We start from the raw sequence: 20,491 nt of genomic DNA on the forward strand, positions 1-20,491 counted from the left end.
CCGGCCCGTCGTGCCCCCACCGCGCGGCCCGCCCCCGACGCGTGGCCCACGGGTCCCGGCGCCGTCGCAGCGCGCCAGGGCCGGCGCACGCCCGCGCCACGTCACCGCGGGGACCGGGCGCCTTCCCGGACGGTCGCCTCCGCACACGCCGCGAAACACCCCGCGAAGCGCTCCCCCTCGCCGGGCACCGTCGCCGAACGGTGATCGACTCGACAGGGTCTCCCTCCGTGACGCCGCGCGTCCGGCTCACACCTCCGGACGACCGCTCGGCGACGGCGCCCGACACGTCGGCGTCGTCGGCGACACGGACTGCAACCAGGGGGCCTGTCGCCCGTCCTCATCCGTGAGAGCGGTTCCCGGACGTCCCGGGGGCTTCGCTACGGTGGTCGTCGAAGAGACCCCGATTCGGCACTCTCCGTAGTCGGCCTCACCGAACGGATGATGACGAACATGCTGCGTAACGCCTGGACGACCCTGCGCGATGAGTGAACCGACAGACGTTCTCGACGAGCTGGTGGCATCTGCGATGGCAGGTGACCGCGGAGCGGTCGAACGTGTACTGGCCACCATCCGGCCGTTGGTCGTGCGGTACTGCCGCGCGCGCCTCGGCGGGACGGACCGGTCGTCCGTCTCGGCGGACGACGTCGCGCAGGAGGTGTGTCTGGCCGTGCTGACGGCCTTACCCGGCTACCGCGTCCAGGGGCGCCCGTTCCTGGCCTTCGTCTACGGGATCGCGTCGCACAAGGTCATCGACGCGCACCGTGCGGCGGGCCGCAACCGGTCGGAGCCGGTCGCGGACGTGCCGGACTCCGTGGAGTCCGGGGACGGCCCGGAGCAGCGCGCGCTGCGCGTCGAGCTGTCCGAGCAGATGTCGCGCCTGCTCGACCAGCTCCCGGAGAAACAACGCGAGATCATCGTCCTGCGCGTGGTCGTGGGACTGAGCGCGGAGGAGACGGCGGAGGCCGTCGGGTCCACACCCGGCGCCGTCCGCGTGGCCCAGCACCGGGCGCTCGCCCGGCTGCGGAAGAACATGCCCGAGGAGGAGGTGGTCTGAATGTCCGACCGTGACGACCCGGGCGGCTTCCCCTTCGGCCGCCCCCGCAACGGGACGAACGGCACCAACGGCAACGGGTACCCCGGCGGCGGCCCGCACGGCGTGCCGAACCGGCCCATCCCGTTCCCGGCCGGCCGCGGCGGAGCGCGCGCCGAGGAGGCCGAGTTCGCCGACGAGCCGCTGGACCTGGTCGCCGTCCAGGCGGACGACGAGCTCATCAACGCCCTCGCCGCCGGCATGACCGTCTCGGCCCCCGGCCACGGCGGGTACGACGCGGACGACAAGGTCGTCGCGATGCTCGCCGCCTGGAAGGCCGAGGTCGACGCCGACCCGATCCCGGAGCTGGTCGACCTCGACACCGCGGTGGCGGCGGTCGGTTCCGGCTCGGCCCGGCGCCCGTCGTCGCGGCGCCGGCACCTGATCCCCCTCGCCGGGGCGGCCGCGCTGCTGGTCTTCAGCATCGCCGGCGTGTCCATCGGCGCGCAGGACGCCGACCCCGGCAGCCCGCTGTTCGGCGTGACGCAGGTCCTCTACAAGGACGCGGCGAGCTCCAAGCTCGCAGCCGTCGAGGTCAAGCAGCGCATCCAGGAGGTCAACGCCAAGCTCGAGCGTGGCGACACCGCCGGGGCGCAGCAGGACCTCGCCGCGATGGCGCCGCTGCTGGAGCAGGTCCGGCCGGAGGAGGGCAAGACCTACCTCGCCGCCGAGCAGACCTTCCTGGCGCAGAAGGTGCAGGAGACGCCGCAGGGCCAGCCGACGGACCCGCGCGCCCCGCTCCGCAACGGCACGCCGCGGCCGCAGGCCCCGGCGGCCGAGGGGAGCGAGGACCCGGACCAGGGCGTTCCGCCGTCGGACCCGACGAGCACCTCGCCGTCGTCGAGCCCGAACCGGCCGACCTCGCCGTCGGGCTCCCAGGACGACCCGCGCACGCAGGACCCGGGGACGATCGACCCACGGATCGCCAACGTGCCGCCGCCGTCGCCGAGCAGCTCGGTCCCACCGAGCTCGCCGCCGACGTCGGCCACGGTGGAGGGCCAGCCGGCCCCGCCCCCGACGTCGACCCCGGCGCCGAGCGGGACGACCACCACGTCGATGGGCTCGACCACCACGGCCACGCCCACCACGGAGCCGACGACCCCCACGACGAGCTGAGCTCGCGCACCGCGAGCCGAGGCCGTTCGCGCGAAGGCCCCCGACCGGACCGGTCGGGGGCCTTCGGCGGTGCAGGGGGCTGCCGCGTCCCGGTCAGTCCTCGTTGAGCGCCGCGTCCGCGTAGCCGCGGCAGTACTCCCACGTGACGTAGTGCGCGGGGTCCGGGTCGAACGCCGGCTCGTGCGGGCGCATCTGCCCCTCGTCGAGCAGCTGCTGCAGGCTCGAGCGCAGCAGGTTCCACTCGTGGAAGTGCTGCTCGCCGCAGTCCGCGCAGTCGACGAGGATGCCGCGGATGCCGCGGTGCTCGAGCAGGGCCTGGTAGACGGCGAGGTCCGCGAGGTCGGCCACGACCTCCTCGCGCTCCTCCTCGGTCAGCTCCTCGTGCTCCTCCGCCGCGCCCTCGTCGAGCGACAGGGCAGGGTCGTAGGGATCGCCCGCGAAGGGGTCGGGGGGCAGGCCGTCGAACGCCACGTCCACACGGTACCGCGTCCGCCCGCGCGGGCGGGACGCTGTCCACCGGTCCACCCACAGGCCTGTGGACAACTCGTCGCACCTGGGGACGGGCCCGGGCCGGGGTGCGCGGACCCGGGTGTGTCGGGCGACTCCCCACGGCGGGCCGGGGGCGCTCCGGCGCCCGGATACCATGGAGTCCTGCGACGGTGGTCCACCCGAGCCGCGAGCGGGCCGCCTGGGACGTCGGTGAAGGGTGCACGACCAGCCATGACGAGCGAGTTCAACGGACTGCCGCCGAAGTTCGCGATGCTCGGCCTGACCTTCGACGACGTGCTGCTGCTCCCCGCGGAGTCCGACGTCGTCCCGAGCACGGTCGACACGAGCACCCAGCTCTCCCGCCGCGTGCGGATCCGGGTGCCGCTGGTGTCGTCCCCGATGGACACCGTGACCGAGGCGCGGATGGCGATCGCCATGGCCCGCGCCGGCGGTCTCGGTGTGCTGCACCGCAACCTCTCCGCCGAGGAGCAGGCCACCCAGGTCGAGGTGGTGAAGCGCTCGGAGGCCGGCATGGTGACCGACCCGGTGACCTGCTCGCCCGACGCCACCCTCGCCGAGGTCGACGCGCTGTGCGGCAAGTACCGCATCTCCGGCCTGCCGGTCACGGACGCCGAGGGCAAGCTCGTCGGGATCATCACGAACCGGGACATGCGGTTCGAGGTGGACCACCAGCGCCCGGTGCACGAGGTGATGACCAAGGCCCCGCTGATCACCGCGCGGGTCGGGGTCACCGCGGAGGCCGCGCTCGGCCTGCTGCGCCGGCACAAGCTCGAGAAGCTCCCGATCATCGACGGCGACGGCGTGCTCCGCGGCCTGATCACGATCAAGGACTTCAACAAGACCGAGAAGTACCCGCTGGCCACCAAGGACCCGGACGGGCGCCTGGTCGTCGGCGCCGCGGTCGGCGTGGGCGAGGACGCGTACGCCCGCGCCATGGGCCTGGTCGACGCCGGGGTGGACGTCCTGATGGTCGACACCGCGCACGGGCACTCGCGGCGGGTGCTGGAGACCGTCGCCAAGCTGCGCGCCGAGGTCGGCGAGTCGGTCGACGTCGTCGGCGGCAACGTGGCCACCTATGCCGGGGCCCAGGCCCTGGTCGAGGCGGGGGCGGACGCGGTGAAGGTCGGCGTGGGCCCAGGCTCCATCTGCACGACCCGCGTGGTCGCCGGCGTCGGTGCCCCGCAGATCACGGCGGTGTACGAGGCCTCGCGCGCCTGCGCGCCGGCCGGCGTCCCGGTGATCGCCGACGGCGGCATCCAGTACTCCGGCGACATCTCGAAGGCCATCGCGGCCGGCGCCTCCACCGTCATGCTCGGCAGCCTGCTCGCGGGCACGGCGGAGTCCCCCGGCGAGCTGATCTTCGTGGGCGGCAAGCAGTTCAAGACCTACCGCGGGATGGGCTCGCTCGGCGCCATGCAGTCGCGCTCCGGCAGCAAGTCCTACTCGAAGGACCGCTACGCCCAGGACGACGTGCTCAGCGAGGACAAGCTGGTCCCGGAGGGCATCGAGGGGCGGATCCCGTTCCGCGGCCCGCTCGCCCAGGTGGTGCACCAGCTCGTCGGCGGCCTGCGGTCCGGCATGGGCTACGCCGGGGCGTCGACGATCCCCGAGCTCCAGCAGGCCCAGCTCGTCCGGATCACCGCGGCCGGGCTCAAGGAGAGCCACCCGCACGACGTCACGATGACGGTCGAGGCCCCGAACTACGCCGCTCGGTAGGGCGTCTACGCTGGTCACCCGTGCGTGACCTCGTGGAAATCGGGATGGGCCGGGAGGCCCGTCGTGCCTACGACCTGAACCAGGTCGAGATCGTGCCCTCGCGGCGGACGCGGAGCTCGCAGGAGGTCTCGACCGCCTGGCAGCTCGACGCGTACCGGTTCGAGATCCCGCTCGTCACGCACCCGACGGACGCGGTGGTCTCCCCGGCCACCGCGGTCGCGATCGGGAAGCTCGGCGGGCTGTCGGTGCTCAACGCCGAGGGCCTCTGGTCCCGGCACGCCGACGCGCAGGGCGCGATCGCCCGCGTGGTCGAGGCGGCCGACTCGGACGACCCGACCGCCGCGGTGCGCGCCCTGCAGGAGCTGCACGCCGCGCCGATCCAGGAGGACCTGCTCGCCGAGGCGCTGCGCACGGTCCGGGACGCGGGCGTCACGGTCGCGGCCCGGGTCAGCCCGCAGCGGGCCCGCGAGCTCACCCCGGCGCTGCTCGCCGGGGGTGTCGAGATCCTGGTCGTGCAGGGCACGATCATCTCCGCCGAGCACGTCAGCAAGGGCGAGCCGCTCAACCTCAAGGACTTCATCAACTCGCTCGACGTGCCGGTCGTGGCCGGCGGCGTCGGCGACTACCGCACGGCGATGCACCTCATGCGCACCGGCGCGGCCGGGGTGATCGTCGGCTACGGCGAGTCGAGCGCGACCACCACGGACGAGGTGCTGGGCATCGGCGTCCCGATGGCGACCGCGCTGGTCGACGCGGCCGCGGCCCGGCGGGACTACCTCGACGAGACCGGCGGCCGGTACGTCCACGTGATCGCCGACGGCGGCATCAACGGCTCCGGGGACGTCGCCAAGGCCATCGCCTGCGGCGCGGACGCGGTGATGCTCGGCGAGCAGCTCGCCGACTCGGCCGACGCCCCTGCGGACGGTCTCTACTGGACCTCCGCCGCGGCGCACCCGTCGCTGCCGCGCTCGGACGTCACGGGTTTCGCCCCCTCGGACCGCACGCTGGAGCAGGTCCTGTTCGGACCGTCCTCCACGCCGTACGGCACCGTCGACATCTTCGGCGCGCTGCGCCGGGCGATGGCGAAGACGGGCTACTCGGACCTCAAGGAGTTCCAGCGGGTCGGGCTGACCGTCCGGGCCTGAACCGATGCGTCAGTCCTCGACCAGCCGCGCGGCGAGGTAGTCGCGCAGCGCCACGGCGTTGTTGTGGTCGCGGTCCCGGGAGCCGTAGAGCAGGGTCACAGGGCCGGACCGCGCGGCCTCGAGCAGCGGCCGCCAGGCCTGCGGCCGGGCGTCGAGCTCGGCGAAGTAGCGGCGGCGGAACTCCTCCCAGCGTTCCGGGTCGTGGCCGAACCACTTCCTGAGCTCCGGGCTGGGGGCGACGTCCTTCGCCCATCCGGCCGGCTCGAGGTCGTCGCGGCGGACCCCGCGCGGCCACACCCGGTCGACCAGGTAGGACCGGCTCCCCGGATGCGGCTCGTGGTCGTACACCCGGGAGACGCGGAGGGTGCTCCCGCTCACGAGGCGATGCCCGCCTCGACGGCCACGCGGGTCGCCTCGGCCCGGTTCCGCACGCCCAGCTTCGTGTAGATGTTGCTGACGTGCCGGTTGGCCGTGCGCTCGCTGATGAACAGCGCGCGGGCGAGCTCCATGTTGGTCATCCCCTCGGCGAGGAGGGAGAGGACCTCCTGCTCGCGCGGGGTGAGCTCGAGGACGGCGGGCCGCGGGGCCTCGGGCGGACCGGGGCGCTGCTCGTCGAGGACGTGCCGGGCGATCCAGCCGTCGAGACCGGCGGCGCCGAAGTCCAGCACGGCCAGGCGGTGCGGGAGCCCGCCCACCGTGACCGCGCCGGCGGGGACGAAGCCCATGGTGCGCAGCAGCGGTGCGGCCGCCTCCCACTCGTGGACGGCGGAGTAGACGCGCCGCAGGGTGGCCCGGTGCTCGAGGTACGTGCGCTTGAGGTCGACGACGAGCGTGGCCACCTCCGGGGAGGAGAGCTCGCCGCGCCGGTGCCCCAGCATCGACCGCACCAGCAGCGACCGGCTGCCCGACGGCGGGGAGTGCCTGCGGAGGTGGTCGGTCGTCGCGGCGAGGACCGGGTCGGCCCGCAGCGCCGGCTCCACGACCGCGTCGTGCAGCGCGACGGTGCTGAACGCGGTGACGCCCGCGGTCCCGCGGGCGACGTGGAAGTCCTGGGGCCGCTCCCGCCACCAGGTCTCGGTCAGCGCCGCGCCCCCGGGACCGGTGAACCGGCCCGCGATGTCCAGGACCGCCGCCCGGTCCTCGGGCCACGCCCGCTCCGCCGGGTGCTGCAGGCCGCCGGGCGGCGCGTAGGCGTTGCGGATCACCGGGTTCCGGACCAGGTGCATCAGGTCCGCGGTGCTGTCCCAGTCCGCACCCCGCCGGTCGGCGGCCGGGCCGTCGAGGATCGCGTGGGCCGCGCGGGTCCGCAGGGCGCGGACGCGGTCGGGGTCCCGGCGTTCCAGCGCGTCGAGCGCCACGGCCCGGGTGACGCCGGAGAGCTCCAGACCCGAGCCGGAGACCCGCGTCAGCGGGAGCCTCCGCAGCACCGACCACGCCCGGTCGGCGTCGTGCTCCGGGAGCACCGAGCGCAGCAGCGGCAGGGTCACGCGGCGCAGCACGGTCGCCGCCTCGACCACCTCCAGCTCGGCCGGGTCGAGGTCGTCGAGCAGGACCTCGACGAGCTCCTCCGCCACCTCGCCGGGGGTGCCGGCCGCAGCCGTGGGCGTGCCGCCCGACCGGCCGAGGGCCTCCGCGGCGATGATGGCGGCCAGCGGGTGGCCGTGGGCGAGGGCGCTCACCCACGCCCGCTGCCCGGCCTCGAGCCCCCGGCGGCGGAGCAGCTCGTCCAGCTCCTCCGGCGGCAGCGGGCCCACCGCCAGCTCGGCGACGAGCGGCCGCCAGCCCGGCGACGTCCGCCACGCGAGGTTCGGTGCACGCCGGCCCACCAGCAGCGTGGTCACGTGCGCGGGGAGGGCGGCGACCAGCTCCGCGCGCAGCCAGCCGTCGAGCAGGTTCCAGCGCTCGTACGAGTCGACGACCAGCACCTCGGTGCCGTGCGCGGCCAGCGCCCGGGACGCCTCCGCCGGGCTCCCGACGTGCCGGTCGAGCGCCCGGGCCAGCGCCGCCAGCGCCCCGGGCGGGGTCGGCTCGACGGTGCGCGCGTCCAGCTCCACCCAGGGCCGGCCGAGCCGGGTCAGGGTGCCCCGGACCAGCGTCGTCTTCCCGATGCCGCCGGGGCCGTGCACGAACCCGACCGCCGGTCCCGCCGGGTCGAGCCAGGACCGGAGGACCCGCTGCTCCGCGGCCCGGCCGACGAGCTCGGTCGCGCGGGCCGCCGCGAGGCGGTCCGCGACCAGCGGAGCGGCGTCGTCACCCGGCACGTCCGGCATGGTAGGGCCGGTCCGGGTGCCGGCGGCCGGGCCGAACGGGCACGATCAGCAGGCGGCCGCCGCGAGATCGGGCGCGGTGACGGCCGTCGGCGCGGCCAGGACGTCGAACTCCCGGACGGTGATCCCGGTCAGGGCCGGGCTGTCCGTCATCGCCCGGAAGGTGTCGGTGTCCCGGGAGAGGTCGGCGGCCGCGCGGTCGGTGAAGAAGTAGACGCCGCCGTAGGTGCCGCCGTCGGCGTCGGCGAGCCACCACTTGCCGAGCAGACCGGGCCACGCGGTGAAGGCGGGCGCGACGGCCTCGGCGTGCGCCGCGTAGGCCGCCTCGGGGACGGTGATGCCGAAGGTGACGATCCGGATGTACACGGGGACCTCCTCGCTCGTGTCCTGCAGAGGACCGCGACGCTAGGAGCGCAGGCCGGCCGAACACATCGGAGGAACGCTCCATCCGGGATGGAGCGCCGGATGGAGCGTTCGCCCGAGGTGACACCCCCGCCGCGTTCCTAGCGTTCCGGGCCATGACCACGACGCTCGAGCGCACGGCGCTCACCGACGAGCTCCTCACCGACTTCCGCGACCGCGCCGCCCGGCACGACGCCATCGGCACCTACGCAACGGACGACCTCGCCGCACTGCGGGCCGCGGGCCGGCTGCGGGCCGCGCTGCCCGTCGACCGCGGCGGGTTCGGCCTCGACCTGGCCGCGCTCGGCACGGAGCAGCGCCGGATGGCGCGCTTCTCGCCGGCCACGGCCCTCTCCACCTGCATGCACCACTACTGGGTGGGCACGGCCGCCGACCTCGCGGCCCGCGGGCTCGACGCCGCCGAACCGATCCTGCGCTGGGCCGCCGGCGGCGAGGTGCTCGCCTCCGGGCACGCGGAGGCGGGCAACGACGTGCCGGTCGCCCTCTCCACGACGCGGGCCACGCGGGTCGCGGGCGGCTGGCGGATCGACGGCCGCAAGATGTTCGGCTCGCTCGGCGAGCACTGGGACCGGCTCGGCCTGCACGCGATGGACGACTCCGACCCGGCGGCACCGGTCGTCGTGCACGGATTCGTGCGGCGCGACGCCGCCGGCCTGCGGACCGTCCGCAACTGGGACGCCCAGGGCATGCGGGCCACCGAGAGCCACGACACCGTGCTCGACGGCGTGTTCCTCGCCGACGCCGAGGTCCTCCGCGTCGTCCCGGCCGGCCCGACCGACGACCCGGTCGTCGGCACGATGCAGGTGTGGGCGCTGACCCTGATCGCGAACGTCTACGTCGGGATCGCCGAGCGCGCCCTCGAGCTGGCCGTCGCCCATGCCCGGACGCGCACGTCGATCGCGCTGCCGCGCGCCACGTTCGCCCACCATCCGCTGGTGCAGCACCAGGTCGCGGCGATGCACCTCGAGCTCTCGGCGGCGCGCGCCCAGCTCGACGCCCTCGCCCGGGACTGGGGCACCGGGGTGGACCACGGGTCGCTGTGGGGCGTGCAGGTGCTGAGCGCGAAGTGGCGGGCGGCGCACGCGGCGATGCGCGTGGTCGACAGCGCGTGCGAGGTCGTCGGCGGGGCGTCCTACCGTGCGGGCACCGAGCTGGAGCGGCTCTCGCGGGACGTCCGGGCGGCCCGCTTCCACCCCGGCACGGACGCGTTCACCCACGAGATGGTCGGCAAGGCCCTGCTCGGGGTCGATCCCGCCGGCCCGCGCTGGTGAACCGGACAGGTCCTGTCAGGGTTCGGGCCTACCGTTCCGGCATGACCACCTCCTGGCGAGAGTTCGAGAAGGACGCGCCGCGGATCGCGGAGATCTTCCGCCGGCGGCACGCCGCGACCGGCAACCTGTGCTTCCTGGGCACGCTGCGCCCGGACGGGTTCCCGCGGATCTGCCCCATGGAGCCGCGGTTCTTCGAGGACCGGTTGTGGCTCGTCGGCATGCCGGACACCGCGAAGTTCCGGGACCTCGACCGCGACCCCCGCTTCACGCTGCACACCGCGACCGTCGACACCACCGTGTCGGACGGCGACGCGAAGGTGTGGGGGACGGTCGAGAACGTGCAGGACCCGGGCCTGCACGCCCGGTTCGCCGACGACCTGTTCGCCGACACCGGCCTCGACCTGCGCGGCCAGACCTTCGACCGGTTCCTCGGCGCCCGGCTCGTCGGGGCGTCGGCGGTCGAGGTGGGCGACGGTCACCTCGACATCACGATGTGGCGGGAGGGCGGCGTGGAGACGGTGGTCCGGAAGCACTGACGTGCCCGTGCGCGGGAAGCGGTGCCGGAGCACACTTCCCGCGCACGTCACGGTCAGATGGTCGCGGAGCGGATGGAACGGATGCCGACGGCCAGCCCGACCAGCGCGGTGAGGATCGCGGCGACGAACCCCCACAGCACGGCGGGGTCCGCCACGGTGCCCGCGAACAGCACGCGCTCTGCGTCGACGACGTAGGTGAGCGGGTTGAACTTCGACACCACCTGCATCCAGCCCGGGCCGGTCTCGAGCGGCAGCATCATCCCGGACAGGATGAGCAGCGGGAACAGCAGCGACTGCTGCACCGCCCAGAAGATCCACTCGGTCTTGCGGGCCGCGATCGCCAGCGCGTAGGACAGCGCGCCGATCCCCACCCCGAACACGCCGAGCAGGACCAGGCCCACCAGCACGTGCAGCGGGTACAGCACGAAGCCGAAGGGGATCGCGACCAGCGTGATGATCGCGGCCTGCACGACCAGCGGGGTGAGCTCCTTGAGCGCGCGGCCGATCATCAGCGAGGACCGGGACAGCGGCGTGGCCAGGATCCGCTCGAAGGCCCCGGTCATGATCTCGAACTGCAGGTTGGCGCCGGTCATCGAGGTGCCGAACATCGTGATCATCACGACGACGCCGGGCAGGAACCACTGCAGCGACGAGCCGCCGAACAGTGCGCCGTCGCCGGCCAGCCCGGAGAGCAGGGGCCCGAAGAGGCCGAGGAACACCAGCGGCTGGAGCAGGGAGAAGATCAGCGAGAACGGGTCCCGCACGATCGTGAGGGTCTCCCGCCACCACACGTGGCCGACGTCCGTGAGCACGCCGGTGCGCGGGGGAGCGGGCAGGGAGATGGCGAGCTGTGCCGTCATCAGGACTCTCCTTCGCGCAGCGAGCGGCCGGTGAGGTTGAGGAAGACGTCGTCGAGCGTGGGCTGGCGGGCGGACGCGGCGATCACGTCGATCCCGGCCGCCCGCAGCCGTTCCAGCACCCCGGGCATGGCGTGCGGGGCGGCTTCCACCCGGACGGACAGGGCGAGCCCGTCCGCGTCGGGCCTCTCGGCGGGTTCCGATCCCTCGGTGGCCAGGAGGTTCCGCGCCCGTTCCGCCTGCGCGGGCCGCACCACGACGGTGAGCCGGTCGCCGGCCTGTTTGCGCTTGAGCGCGTCGGCCGTGTCGTCCGCGATCACGCGGCCGTGGTCGATGATCACGACGCGCTCGGCCATCGCGTCGGCCTCGTCGAGGTAGTGGGTGGTGAGCACGATGGTGGCGCCGCGCTCCTCGCGGATCCGCAGGATGTGCTCCCACAGGTTGGCCCGGTTCTGCGGGTCCATCCCGGTCGACGGCTCGTCGAGGAAGAGCAGGCGCGGGCCGTGGATCAGCCCGAGCGCGATGTCGAGCCGGCGCTTCTGCCCGCCCGAGAGCGAGCTGACCTTGCGCATCCGCAGGGCGGTGAGGTCGAGGGTCTCGAGCAGCGACCCGGCGGCGGCCTTCGCCTCGGCCTTGTCCATCCCGTAGAAGCGGCCCTGCATGAGCAGTTCGTCCCACACCCGGTAGTTGTGGCCGGCGCCGTCCTTCTGGCCGATGTAGCCGATCCGGCGGCGGACCTCGGCGGGGTGCTCGGTGACGTCGATGCCGGCGACCCGGGCGGTCCCGGAGGTGGGCGGGAGCAGGCTGGTGAGCATCCGGAGGGTGGTCGACTTGCCGGCGCCGTTGGGGCCGAGGAACGCGACGAGCTCGCCCTCGGCCACGTCGAGGTCGACCCCGCGCACCGCCTCGACCGTCTCCTTGCCCACCCGGAAGGTGCGGGTGAGCGACTCGGTGTGGATCATCGGTTCCCCTCGTCCGATCCAGCATTCCGTACGGCGTACTGCGTTCCGATCGGATACCATACACCGTACGGAGTGACGTGCAAGGGAGTTTCGCGATCGTGGACGAAACGGACATCGAGTACGGCACGCCCGAGGGGCGGGCCATGATCCGGTTGCTCTGGGACCCACCGCCCCCGCCGACCCGCGGGCCCCGGCAGCGGCTCACGCTCGAGCAGGTCGTGGCCGGGGCGATCGAGGTCGCGGAGGCGCACGGGGTCGACGAGCTGTCCATGCGCAAGGTCGCCCAGCACCTCGGCGTCGGCGCCATGAGCCTCTACACCTACGTGCCCGGCAAGGACGAGCTGTTCGAGCTGATGATCGACCGCGCATGGGCGGGCCGCCGGCTGCCGGACCGGGACCTGCGCTGGCGGGCGCAGGTGGAGTTCCACGCGCACGAGGCCTGGCGGATGTACCAGGAGCACCCGTGGCTCATCCGCTCCAACCTCTGGCGGATGCCGCTGGGGCCCCACGTGCTCGACGCCCAGGAGGACCTCTACCGGGCCGTCGCGCTCACCGGGCTGCCGGAGGCCACCGTCAGCCGGGTGGCGAACCTCGTGGAGTCGCACGTGTTCGGCGCGGCCCGCGCCGCCGTCACGGACACCAGCGTGTCCGCCCGCACCGGCGTCACCCAGGACGACTACTACGAGTCCCGGTCCGGCTTCTGGGGCACCTACTACACGCCCGAGCGCTTCCCGACCATGACGCGGATCTGGGAGAAGGGCGGGTTCGACGAGGAGTACTCGGACGACACCTGGGAGTTCGGCCTCGGCCTGCTGCTCGACGGCGTGGAGCGGCTGGCGGGTCAGGCCGGGACGTAGCCGGGCCGCGCGATGACGAGGTCGTGCACGAACCGCAGCTTGTCCAGCACCGTCGGGGCCAGCACGAAGGGATAGAGGTCGGCGTGGCCCATCGAGCGGTTCACCGCGTTGAGCGCGTAGGTCAGCGGGAGCCAGGCGGCGATGATCGCGTCGAAGTCCTTCTCGGTCTCGTGCGGCTCGGAGGTCAGCTCCTCGCGGGTCTCCCGCGGGCCGTGCACGCTGATCCCGAAGGCCGCCGCGGTCTGCGAGGTGTCCCGGATGTGCAGGTAGTGCGCGAAGGTCTCGGCCCAGTCCTCCCACGGGTGGGCGGTGGCGTAGGCGCTGACGTGCCGGTCCTCCCAGCCGTCCGGCGGCGCGGAGGAGTAGTGCCGCTCCAGGGCGTCGGCGTAGGACTCGCGCTCGTCGCCGAAGAGGGCGCGGAACTCGTCGTTGCGCCCGGCCCGGTCCACCAGCACCTCCCAGTACCAGTGCCCCGTCTCGTGCCGCAGGTGCCCGAGCAGGGTGCGGTAGGGCTCGGCGAGCTGGACGCGCATCCGCTCCCGGTACCCGGCGTCGCCCTCGGCCAGGTCGAGGGTGACCACGCCGCTCGCGTGCCCCGTCGTCACCGGCCGGTGCGCGCTGGACAGCAGGTCGAAGGCCAGCCCGCCGCGCGGGTCCCCGCCCGCCCCCTCGTCCCGTCCGACGACCGGCAGCGCCAGGTCGTCGAGCTGGTAGAGCAGGCGGCGCTTGGCCTGCTCGGTGAGGGCGAAGGCGGCCAGGCCCTCGGAGTCGTCGTCGGCGGGACGGGTCCGGGTGAGCGCGCAGCAGTCGCACAGCGCGCCGGGCCCGGCGGCGAACCAGTTGCAGGTGGCGGTCCGGCGGTTCGCGCACCGGTGCCGGCCCTCCGCGCGCACGATCGTGCGCTCGTCGCGCGCGAACCCGATCTCGGTGCCGCAGGTGAGGCACACCGAGTTCTCGAAGAAGACCAGCGCGGAGCAGTGGGGGCAGGCGAAGGCGCGCACGCGGCTCGTTACCCGATCACGCCCGGCTCCACACGTTCCAGGTCGACCGCCACGGCCATGGTGCTGTGCGCCGAGTCCGCGAAGAGCACGCCCTTGAGCGGGGGCACGTCACCGTAGTCGCGGCCGTGGGCCAGCACGACGTAGGAGTCGTCGACGACCCGGTCGTTGGTCGGGTCGAGGTCGAGCCAGCCGTCGCCGGTCCACACCGAGAACCAGGCGTGCGAGGCGTCGACGCCGCGCAGCTTCGGCTTCCCGGGTGGTGGCCGGGTCTCCAGGTAGCCGCTGACGTACCGGGCGGGAAGCCCACGGGTGCGCAGCGCGGCCACCGCGAGGTGCGCGAAGTCCTGGCACACGCCCTCGCCGCCGGTGAGCAGGTCGGTCACGGTGGAGCGGACGGTCGTGGAGCCGGTGACGTAGGCGAAGTCGTCGTGGATCCGCCGGCACAGGTCGGCCGCCGCCTCGCCGAGCGGACGCCCGGGCGGGAAGGAGGGCGCGGCGTAGTCGGCGACCTCGGGCTGGGCCGGGAGCCGGGGCGACGGCAGGGCGAAGGGCCGGGCGTCGAGGTCCTTGCGGTCCCGGACCTCCTCCCACCCGCGCAGGGCGGGCGGCACCACGGCCCGGTCGACCGTCACCGTGCTCTCCGCCAGCACGGTGAGCGCGCGGTGCGGGGTGCGGACGCAGAAGTAGGTGGAACGGTTGCCGAAGGCGTCGACGTGCTCGCGCAGCTCGTCCGGCTCCGGGTCGACCACCACCCGGGCCTCGGCGCACCGCTGGTCGGGCTGGGTGCGGGGAAGCAGGTGGGCGCGACCGAAGCTCGTGGTGACCTCGCCGGAGTACTCGTACGCCGTGCGGTGCGTGACGCGGTAGGTGCTGGTCACGAGGCACCCAGGAGCGGGTCGTACGCGTGCGGGCGGGGCCGGCGTGCGAAGTGCGCGGCCGCGACTTGTTCGGCGAGCCGGTCGAGGTCGGCGCCGAGCCCGGCGAGCAGCGCGCGCAGCGCCGGGCGCGTCCCGTCCGCGGTGTCCCGCGCCGCCAGCGCGACGGGGTCGGCACCGGAGAGCCTCGCGACGGCGGCGTCGAACGCGGCCGGGACGCCGCCGGGCAGGTGCGCGAGGTCGTCGGCCAGCCGGTCGAGCTGGTGGGCGAGGGCGCGCGGGTTGTCCCGGTCGGCGAGCAGCAGGTGCAGCAGCGCGGCGATGCCGGGGCGGCCCGCGTTGCGCCGGCGGTGGGTGATCACGCTCTCCGCCACGATCGTCACCGACTCCACGACGAGCCGGTCGGCGGGCCCGCGCGGGGCGTCGCAGAGCGTGGCGGCCAGCAGCGCGACGACGTGCTGGGCCCGCTCCACCCGCCGGCCTGCGTCGAGCAGCCGCCACCCGGCGTCGCGGACCAGGCTCTCGGCGATGATGCCGGCCAGGGCGAGCAGGCCTTCGAGCACGCGGTTCAGCCCGTCCGACACCTCGCCGGTGTCGAGCTCGGCGTGTGCGGCGAGCTGCTGCAGCACGCTGTCGAGCCGGCCGAGCACGAGCCAGGTGTCGGTGGAGAGCTGCTCGCGCACGGCCTGGGCGGCGCGGGTGAGCCGGTGGACGGCGAAGCCGAGGGTGCCGGGGCGGGTCCGGTCCCCGAGCAGGGAGTGCAGCTCCGGCCCGGGGTCGTCGTCGGGTGCCACGGCGGCGAAGCCCGGTGTCGTCCGGGTGATCTCCGAAGTGGCGAGGAGCAGGGCGCGCAGCGCACCCGCGCCCGCCGGCTCGGGTGAGGTGCGGAAGTCCGCCCAGCGGTCCGTGACCGCGCGGAGCAGCCGGGCGGTGTCCTCGGCCCGCTCGGCGTAGCGGCCCAGCCAGAACAGGTCCTCCGCGACCCGGGGCGAGACGCCGGCGGGTGTCGTCGCCGCTCCGGGCACCACGGTCTCGTCCGGCACGCCGGGGGCCGTGCGGTCGGGCCGTTCCCCGACCACCCAGACGTCCTTGGCCAGGGTGACGCCGTCCACGAGGGCGCCGGCGGTGGGCACCGCCCCCAGCCCGCCGTCGAGCACCTCCCACCCCTCCCCGGAGGAGACGGCGAAGGTCCGCAGCGTGACGGGCCGCGGCTCGGCGCCGGCGTCCGTGACGACCGGCGCCACGGACAGCACCACCTCCCGCTGCGCGGCCCACGCGTGCGGCTCGGCCTCGATCCGGGCGAGGAGCGCGGCCCGGGCGGCGGAGTCGAGGTCGGCACCGCGGACCGGGTCGTGTCCCCGCGCGACCGGGGTGAGGACCAGGTCGTCGAGGTGGGCCCGGACGTGCGCGAGGGAGACCGGGTCGCCGCACCACCAGGTCGGCACGCCGGGCAGCAGCAGGTCCTCGCCGAGCAGCGCCCGGCACAGCGCGGGCAGGAAGGGGAGCAGCCCGGGGTTCTCCGCGACACCGGCGCCCAGGCCGTTGAGCACCGTGACGGTGCCGAGCCGGGCGACCTCCAACAGGCCGGGCACGCCCAGCCGCGAGTCCGGGCGCAGGTCGAGGGGATCGCACCAGTCCGCGTCCAACCGGCGGAGCACGACGTCGACCGGGTCGAGCCGGCCGAGCGAGTGCTGCCAGAGCCGGCCCTCCCGCACGGTGAGCTCGGAGCCGAGCACGAGCGGCAACCCGAGCAGCGAGGACAGCAACGCCTGCTCGTAGCCGGTCTCGGAGTCCGGGCCGGGGTGCAGCAGCACGATCCGCGGGTCCTCCCGGCCGGCCTGCAGGCCCGCGCGGACGGCCTCGAAGAAGGGGCCCAACCGACGGATGCGGGACCGGCGGTGCAGCGCGGACAGCACCCGCGCGACGACCCGGCGGTTCGCCATCGCATACCCCGCGCCGGACGGCGCCTGGACCCGGTCGCCCAGCACCGTCCAGCCGTCCGACGACCGGCCGAGGTCCACGCCGGACAGGAACAGCTCGCGGCGCGGCGGTGCGCCGACCGCGCGGCGCCAGCCGTGCAGGTAGCCGGGATGGCCGTCGACGACCTCGACCGGCAGCAGCCCGCGGGTGACCGTCGCGCGGGGGCCGTAGAGGTCGGCGAGCAGCCGGTCGAGCAGCTCGGCCCGCTGCGCGACGCCGCGTTCGAGGCCCGCCCACTCCGCCCCGTCGAGCACCAGGGGGAGCGGGTCGAGCTCCCACAGCTGCTCGGTCTCGGCGCCGGGCGGGTGGTAGGCCACGCCGTCGTCGGCGAGCAGGCGCAGGGTGTGGGCGCGGCGGGCGCGCAGCCCGGCGCGGCCGGCGCCGTCGAGGACCCCGGCGAGCCCGGTCCACGGCGCGCGCACGGCGCCGGTGGCGTCGCGCATCTCGTCGTACGGGGCGGGGGTCATCGGTGGGGTCGTCGGTGCCGGGCGGGCGCGGGTCGTCCGCCGCGGTCGCCGTTCACGGGCCCCAGCCTTCCACAGTGTCCGGCCGGCCCGGGGCGGTCGGGCGCCGGACCGGGTGACGCACGCCGCGGATTACCCTGGACGACGTGGAGAACCCCACCGTCCTCGTCGTCGACTACGGCGCCCAGTACGCCCAGCTGATCGCCCGCCGCGTCCGCGAGGCGCAGGTGTACTCCGAGATCGTCCCGGCGGAGACGTCGGTCGAGGAGATCGTCGCCCGCCGCCCCGCCGCCGTCGTACTGTCCGGCGGGCCGTCCAGCGTGTACGCGGAGGGCGCGCCGAGGCTCGACGAGCGGCTGTTCGAGGCCGGCATCCCGGTGTTCGGCATGTGCTACGGCTTCCAGGCGATGGCGCAGGCCCTCGGCGGCGAGGTCGCGCCGGACGGGACGCGCGAGTACGGCCGCACCGAGGTGCACGTCTCGTCGGACCCCGGGGTGCTCCACGACGGGCTGCCGATCAGCCACCCCGTCTGGATGAGCCACGGCGACTCGGTCACCCGCGCGCCGGAGGGCTTCACGGTCACCGCGTCCACGGACCGGGTCGCGGTCGCGGGCTTCGAGGACCGCGAGCGGCGCCTGGCGGGGGTGCAGTACCACCCCGAGGTCGGGCACTCTCCGCACGGCCAGGAGGTGCTGCGCCGCTTCCTCCACGAGATCGCCGGCATCAGCCCGACCTGGAACACCGCGTCGATCATCGACGAGACCGTCGAGGCGATCCGCACCCAGATCGGCGACGGCCGGGCGATCTGCGGGCTGTCCGGGGGCGTCGACTCCGCCGTGGCCGCCGCGCTCGTGCAGCGCGCCATCGGCGACCGCCTCACCTGCGTGTTCGTCGACCACGGGCTGCTGCGGGCCGGCGAGCGCGAGCAGGTGGAGAAGGACTTCGTCGCCGCGACGGGGGCGAACCTGCACACCGTCGACGCTCGGGAGCGGTTCCTCGCGGCCCTCGCCGGGGTCATCGACCCCGAGGAGAAGCGCAAGATCATCGGCCGGGAGTTCATCCGGGTGTTCGAGGCCGCGACCGCCGACGTGGTCGCCGCCGAGTCGCGCGGTGCCGATGCGGGCTCCGTCGACGCTCCGTCCGTGGGGTTCCTGGTCCAGGGGACGCTCTACCCGGACGTCGTCGAGTCCGGCGGCGGCTCCGGCACGGCCACCATCAAGAGCCACCACAACGTCGGCGGCCTGCCGGACGACATCGAGTTCGAGCTGGTCGAGCCGCTGCGGGCGCTGTTCAAGGACGAGGTCCGCGCGGTCGGCGCCCAGCTGGGGCTGCCCGAGGTGATCGTGCAGCGCCAGCCCTTCCCCGGGCCCGGGCTGGGCATCCGGATCATCGGCGCGGTCGACGCCCAGCGGCTGGAGACGCTGCGCCAGGCGGACGCGATCGCCCGCGAGGAGCTCACCGTCGCCGGCCTGGACCGCACGATCTGGCAGTGCCCGGTCGTCCTGCTGGCCGACGTCCGGTCCGTCGGGGTGCAGGGCGACGGCCGCACCTACGGCCACCCGATCGTCCTGCGGCCCGTCAGCTCCGAGGACGCCATGACCGCGGACTGGACCCGGCTGCCCTACGAGGTCCTCGAGCGGATCTCCACGCGGATCACCAACGAGGTCGCCGAGGTCAACCGGGTCGTCCTGGACGTCACCAGCAAGCCGCCCGGCACCATCGAGTGGGAGTGAGCGAACGGCGCTCTCGCTCACTACATGTGAGCCAGAGCGCCGTTCGTGCCAGGGTGGACGTTCGCGTCAGCGCTTGCGGACGCTCGCGACCAGCAGCACCAGGCCCAGGACCACGGCGCCGGCGGCGAGCAGCCAGCGCGGGTCGAAGCCGGACAGGTCCGGGGTCCGGCCGAGGAACCCCGACCCGGCGATCCCCAGGCTGACCAGCCCGACGATCAGGGCCAGCGGGTCCGGCATGCGGCGCACGGCGCGCTGCTCGTCCTGCTCGTGGGTGTCGTAGCGCTCAGACACGCTGCACCTCCACGGAGGCCGCGCCCCCGGTCAGGTCGAGCACGAGGGGCCGCCCGGAGCGGACCCCGTCCGCGCCGAGGTCGTCCGTCACCGTCAGCTCGGCGTCCGGGCTGGCGTGGCTCGTCCCGTCGAAGGTGATCTCGCCGAGGTCGACGTGGCCGGTGAGCGTCACGTCGGCGTCCCGCGGCACGAAGACCCGGATGTCGCCGGCGCCCACGCTCGCCGCAGTGCGGACCGGGGTGGCCTCCGCGCCGGGCGGGACGCTCAGGTCGAGCCGGCGCAGGTCCAGCTCGATCGTCCCCGCGCCGCGCTCGTAGCTCGGCGCCAGCGCGGCGGGCACGGTGGGGGCGACGCGGATGTCGCCCACCCCGGCGCCGAAGTTCGCCAGCGGCACCCTGACGGCCAGCGAGGCCCAGGTCAGCACGGCCAGCAGCAGCGCGAACGGGATGAGACCGCGGCCGCCGCGGGTGAACGCGCCGATCACGAGCCCGACGCCGAGGACGGTCAGCGCCGTCGCGAACACCACCGGCAGGCCGGCCAGGCCGGAGGTCAGCAGCACGACCGCGCCCGCGATCCCGCCGCCGAGCAGCGCGAGGGCCAGCGTGATCGGAGTGACCCGCGAGCGCCGCGGGGCGGGTGCGGGCTCGGGCTGCGCGGGCTCGGGCAGGTCCCAGGCGAAGGGTGCGGCGCCGAGCGGGTCCCAGGCCGGCGGGGTACCGCGGTCGAGGGGGTCGGGCACGGGCGCCTCCTCCCCGGCCTTCGCGGCGCCGTCGGCCTTGTCCGCGGCGCCGGAGGGGGCGGCGGTCTCGTCGTCGACGACACCGTCGGCCGGGATGTGCGCGGTCGGGGCGTCCGCCCCGCCGGAGCCGCCGCGCTGCCCGAGGTGGCCCCGGCTGCGGTGCAGCAGGAAGAGCAGGACCAGGACCGCCAGGACGGGGAGGATGACGCTGCCGTCGTTGCCCCAGAAGATCCCGCTGGTCAGCAGCAGGGCCAGGATCAGCCCGGCCAGCACCAGCGGCGGCGCGGTGCGGCCGGACGAGCGGGCGGTGGTGCCGGTGGCGGCGCCGTCGAGCGGGTCGTCCCGCTCCGCCGCCGGCAGCAGGACCCAGCCCGCGAGGTAGAGGGCGATCCCGATCCCGTAGAAGGCGGCGACGACGAAGCCGACGCGCACGAGGACCGGATCGATGTCGTAGCGGCGGGCGAGCGCGGCGGCCACGCCGGCGACCTTGCGGTCCTGCCGCGGCCGCGACGGGCGGGTCTCCCACATGTCCCGCAGCGTCGTCCCGACGTCGGTGCTGTTCATACCGCCGACCCTCCCCGCCCGCGCGCACCCACGGTATCGGGGACGACCCCGAGAAGCCCCGGGGGCGACCCGGGTGTCCGGGGTTCCCCCGCGT

Annotated in this window: 19 protein-coding genes; 8 read left to right on the forward strand and 11 right to left on the reverse strand. The window is 74.7% G+C overall.

Annotated features, from left to right (window positions below):
- The first annotated feature begins 481 nt into the window (after positions 1–481).
- Both ABD990_RS29875 and ABD990_RS29880 read left to right on the forward strand, forming a co-directional pair.
- Positions 482–1,054 (forward strand): sigma-70 family RNA polymerase sigma factor, encoded by a 573-nt coding sequence (locus ABD990_RS29875; RefSeq protein ID WP_233306467.1) that lies wholly within the window; start codon positions 482–484, stop codon positions 1,052–1,054.
- Positions 1,055–2,206, forward strand: coding sequence for an anti-sigma-D factor RsdA (locus ABD990_RS29880; protein ID WP_345384125.1), 1,152 nt, complete (start codon positions 1,055–1,057; stop codon positions 2,204–2,206). It abuts the gene before it with no gap.
- Positions 2,207–2,299: 93 nt separating this feature from the next.
- Here the strand turns inward: ABD990_RS29880 and ABD990_RS29885 are convergent, their stop codons facing one another.
- Positions 2,300–2,683 (reverse strand): DUF5319 family protein, encoded by a 384-nt coding sequence (locus ABD990_RS29885; protein WP_425569689.1) that lies wholly within the window; start codon positions 2,681–2,683, stop codon positions 2,300–2,302.
- 243 nt (positions 2,684–2,926) lie between these two features.
- Between ABD990_RS29885 and guaB the strand changes: the two genes are divergently transcribed.
- Together guaB and ABD990_RS29895 are read left to right on the forward strand one after the other, a co-directional pair.
- The gene (guaB, locus tag ABD990_RS29890) at positions 2,927–4,432 is read left to right on the forward strand and encodes an IMP dehydrogenase (RefSeq protein ID WP_345384127.1); all 1,506 of its coding nucleotides are present in this window, start codon (positions 2,927–2,929) and stop codon (positions 4,430–4,432) included.
- 20 nt (positions 4,433–4,452) lie between these two features.
- Positions 4,453–5,577: a GuaB3 family IMP dehydrogenase-related protein gene (locus ABD990_RS29895; RefSeq protein ID WP_345384128.1), complete on the forward strand. Its 1,125-nt coding sequence runs from the start codon at positions 4,453–4,455 to the stop codon at positions 5,575–5,577.
- A gap of 9 nt (positions 5,578–5,586) precedes the next feature.
- Here ABD990_RS29895 and ABD990_RS29900 read toward each other — a convergent pair whose 3' ends face one another.
- The 3 genes from ABD990_RS29900 to ABD990_RS29910 are packed head-to-tail and all read right to left on the reverse strand — an operon-like array spanning position 5,587 to position 8,210.
- Complete coding sequence (locus ABD990_RS29900) at positions 5,587–5,955, reverse strand: DUF488 domain-containing protein (RefSeq protein WP_345384129.1); 369 nt, start codon at positions 5,953–5,955, stop codon at positions 5,587–5,589.
- Positions 5,952–7,838 carry a LuxR C-terminal-related transcriptional regulator gene (locus tag ABD990_RS29905; protein WP_345384130.1) on the reverse strand — a complete coding sequence of 629 codons (1,887 nt, stop codon included), beginning with the start codon at positions 7,836–7,838 and terminating at the stop codon, positions 5,952–5,954. The genes ABD990_RS29900 and ABD990_RS29905 overlap by 4 nt, the downstream gene beginning before the upstream one ends.
- 54 nt (positions 7,839–7,892) lie before the next feature.
- Positions 7,893–8,210: a YdhR family protein gene (locus ABD990_RS29910; RefSeq protein ID WP_345384131.1), complete on the reverse strand. Its 318-nt coding sequence runs from the start codon at positions 8,208–8,210 to the stop codon at positions 7,893–7,895.
- Positions 8,211–8,362: 152 nt separating this feature from the next.
- On the opposite strand from ABD990_RS29910, the gene ABD990_RS29915 reads away from it, so the two are divergent.
- Positions 8,363–9,538 carry an acyl-CoA dehydrogenase family protein gene (locus ABD990_RS29915; RefSeq protein ID WP_345384132.1) on the forward strand — a complete coding sequence of 392 codons (1,176 nt, stop codon included), beginning with the start codon at positions 8,363–8,365 and terminating at the stop codon, positions 9,536–9,538.
- A gap of 41 nt (positions 9,539–9,579) precedes the next feature.
- Positions 9,580–10,074 (forward strand): pyridoxamine 5'-phosphate oxidase family protein, encoded by a 495-nt coding sequence (locus ABD990_RS29920; protein WP_345384133.1) that lies wholly within the window; start codon positions 9,580–9,582, stop codon positions 10,072–10,074.
- 53 nt (positions 10,075–10,127) lie between these two features.
- Here ABD990_RS29920 and ABD990_RS29925 read toward each other — a convergent pair whose 3' ends face one another.
- Together ABD990_RS29925 and ABD990_RS29930 are read right to left on the reverse strand one after the other, a co-directional pair.
- The gene (locus ABD990_RS29925; protein WP_345384134.1) at positions 10,128–10,934 is read right to left on the reverse strand and encodes an ABC transporter permease; all 807 of its coding nucleotides are present in this window, start codon (positions 10,932–10,934) and stop codon (positions 10,128–10,130) included.
- Entirely contained in the window at positions 10,934–11,893 is a 960-nt protein-coding gene (locus ABD990_RS29930; protein ID WP_345384135.1) for an ATP-binding cassette domain-containing protein, read from the reverse strand. Before ABD990_RS29930 ends, ABD990_RS29925 begins: the two co-directional genes overlap by 1 nt.
- Before the next feature lie 98 nt (positions 11,894–11,991).
- Between ABD990_RS29930 and ABD990_RS29935 the strand changes: the two genes are divergently transcribed.
- Positions 11,992–12,750, forward strand: a complete 759-nt coding sequence (locus ABD990_RS29935) for a TetR/AcrR family transcriptional regulator (protein ID WP_345384136.1) — start codon at positions 11,992–11,994, stop codon at positions 12,748–12,750.
- Here the strand turns inward: ABD990_RS29935 and ABD990_RS29940 are convergent.
- The 3 genes from ABD990_RS29940 to ABD990_RS29950 are packed head-to-tail and all read right to left on the reverse strand — an operon-like array spanning position 12,735 to position 17,073.
- The gene (locus ABD990_RS29940; protein WP_345384137.1) at positions 12,735–13,751 is read right to left on the reverse strand and encodes a zinc-binding metallopeptidase family protein; all 1,017 of its coding nucleotides are present in this window, start codon (positions 13,749–13,751) and stop codon (positions 12,735–12,737) included. The genes ABD990_RS29935 and ABD990_RS29940 overlap by 16 nt on opposite strands.
- An 8-nt stretch (positions 13,752–13,759) precedes the next feature.
- Positions 13,760–14,629, reverse strand: coding sequence for a transglutaminase family protein (locus ABD990_RS29945; RefSeq protein WP_345384138.1), 870 nt, complete (start codon positions 14,627–14,629; stop codon positions 13,760–13,762).
- Positions 14,626–17,073: a circularly permuted type 2 ATP-grasp protein gene (locus tag ABD990_RS29950; protein WP_345384139.1), complete on the reverse strand. Its 2,448-nt coding sequence runs from the start codon at positions 17,071–17,073 to the stop codon at positions 14,626–14,628. Before ABD990_RS29950 ends, ABD990_RS29945 begins: the two co-directional genes overlap by 4 nt.
- 143 nt (positions 17,074–17,216) lie before the next feature.
- Here ABD990_RS29950 and guaA point away from each other — a divergent pair, with 143 nt between their 5' ends.
- A complete protein-coding gene (gene guaA, locus ABD990_RS29955; protein ID WP_345384140.1) occupies positions 17,217–18,803 on the forward strand; it encodes a glutamine-hydrolyzing GMP synthase in 1,587 nt (528 codons plus the stop codon).
- Positions 18,804–18,869: 66 nt separating this feature from the next.
- Here guaA and ABD990_RS29960 read toward each other — a convergent pair whose 3' ends face one another.
- Both ABD990_RS29960 and ABD990_RS29965 read right to left on the reverse strand, forming a co-directional pair.
- On the reverse strand, positions 18,870–19,094 hold the full coding sequence (locus tag ABD990_RS29960) for a hypothetical protein (RefSeq protein WP_345384141.1): 225 nt from the start codon (positions 19,092–19,094) through the stop codon (positions 18,870–18,872).
- Positions 19,087–20,397, reverse strand: coding sequence for a PspC domain-containing protein (locus ABD990_RS29965; RefSeq protein WP_345384142.1), 1,311 nt, complete (start codon positions 20,395–20,397; stop codon positions 19,087–19,089). Before ABD990_RS29965 ends, ABD990_RS29960 begins: the two co-directional genes overlap by 8 nt.
- Between the last annotated feature and the right edge of the window lie 94 nt (positions 20,398–20,491).

The organism is Pseudonocardia yuanmonensis (genome assembly GCF_039542425.1).
Classification (GTDB): domain Bacteria; phylum Actinomycetota; class Actinomycetes; order Mycobacteriales; family Pseudonocardiaceae; genus Pseudonocardia; species Pseudonocardia yuanmonensis.

Excerpts from the sequence above, each read along its gene's own strand:
- ABD990_RS29875 (WP_233306467.1), top strand. The coding sequence starts at position 482 with ATGAGTGAACCGACAGACGTTCTCGACGAGCTGGTGGCATCTGCGATG.
- ABD990_RS29880 (WP_345384125.1), top strand. The coding sequence starts at position 1,055 with ATGTCCGACCGTGACGACCCGGGCGGCTTCCCCTTCGGCCGCCCCCGC.
- guaB (WP_345384127.1), top strand. The coding sequence starts at position 2,927 with ATGACGAGCGAGTTCAACGGACTGCCGCCGAAGTTCGCGATGCTCGGC.
- ABD990_RS29915 (WP_345384132.1), top strand. The coding sequence starts at position 8,363 with ATGACCACGACGCTCGAGCGCACGGCGCTCACCGACGAGCTCCTCACC.
- ABD990_RS29920 (WP_345384133.1), top strand. The coding sequence starts at position 9,580 with ATGACCACCTCCTGGCGAGAGTTCGAGAAGGACGCGCCGCGGATCGCG.
- ABD990_RS29925 (WP_345384134.1), bottom strand. The coding sequence starts at position 10,934 with ATGACGGCACAGCTCGCCATCTCCCTGCCCGCTCCCCCGCGCACCGGC.
- ABD990_RS29930 (WP_345384135.1), bottom strand. The coding sequence starts at position 11,893 with ATGATCCACACCGAGTCGCTCACCCGCACCTTCCGGGTGGGCAAGGAG.
- ABD990_RS29950 (WP_345384139.1), bottom strand. The coding sequence starts at position 17,073 with ATGACCCCCGCCCCGTACGACGAGATGCGCGACGCCACCGGCGCCGTG.
- ABD990_RS29965 (WP_345384142.1), bottom strand. The coding sequence starts at position 20,397 with ATGAACAGCACCGACGTCGGGACGACGCTGCGGGACATGTGGGAGACC.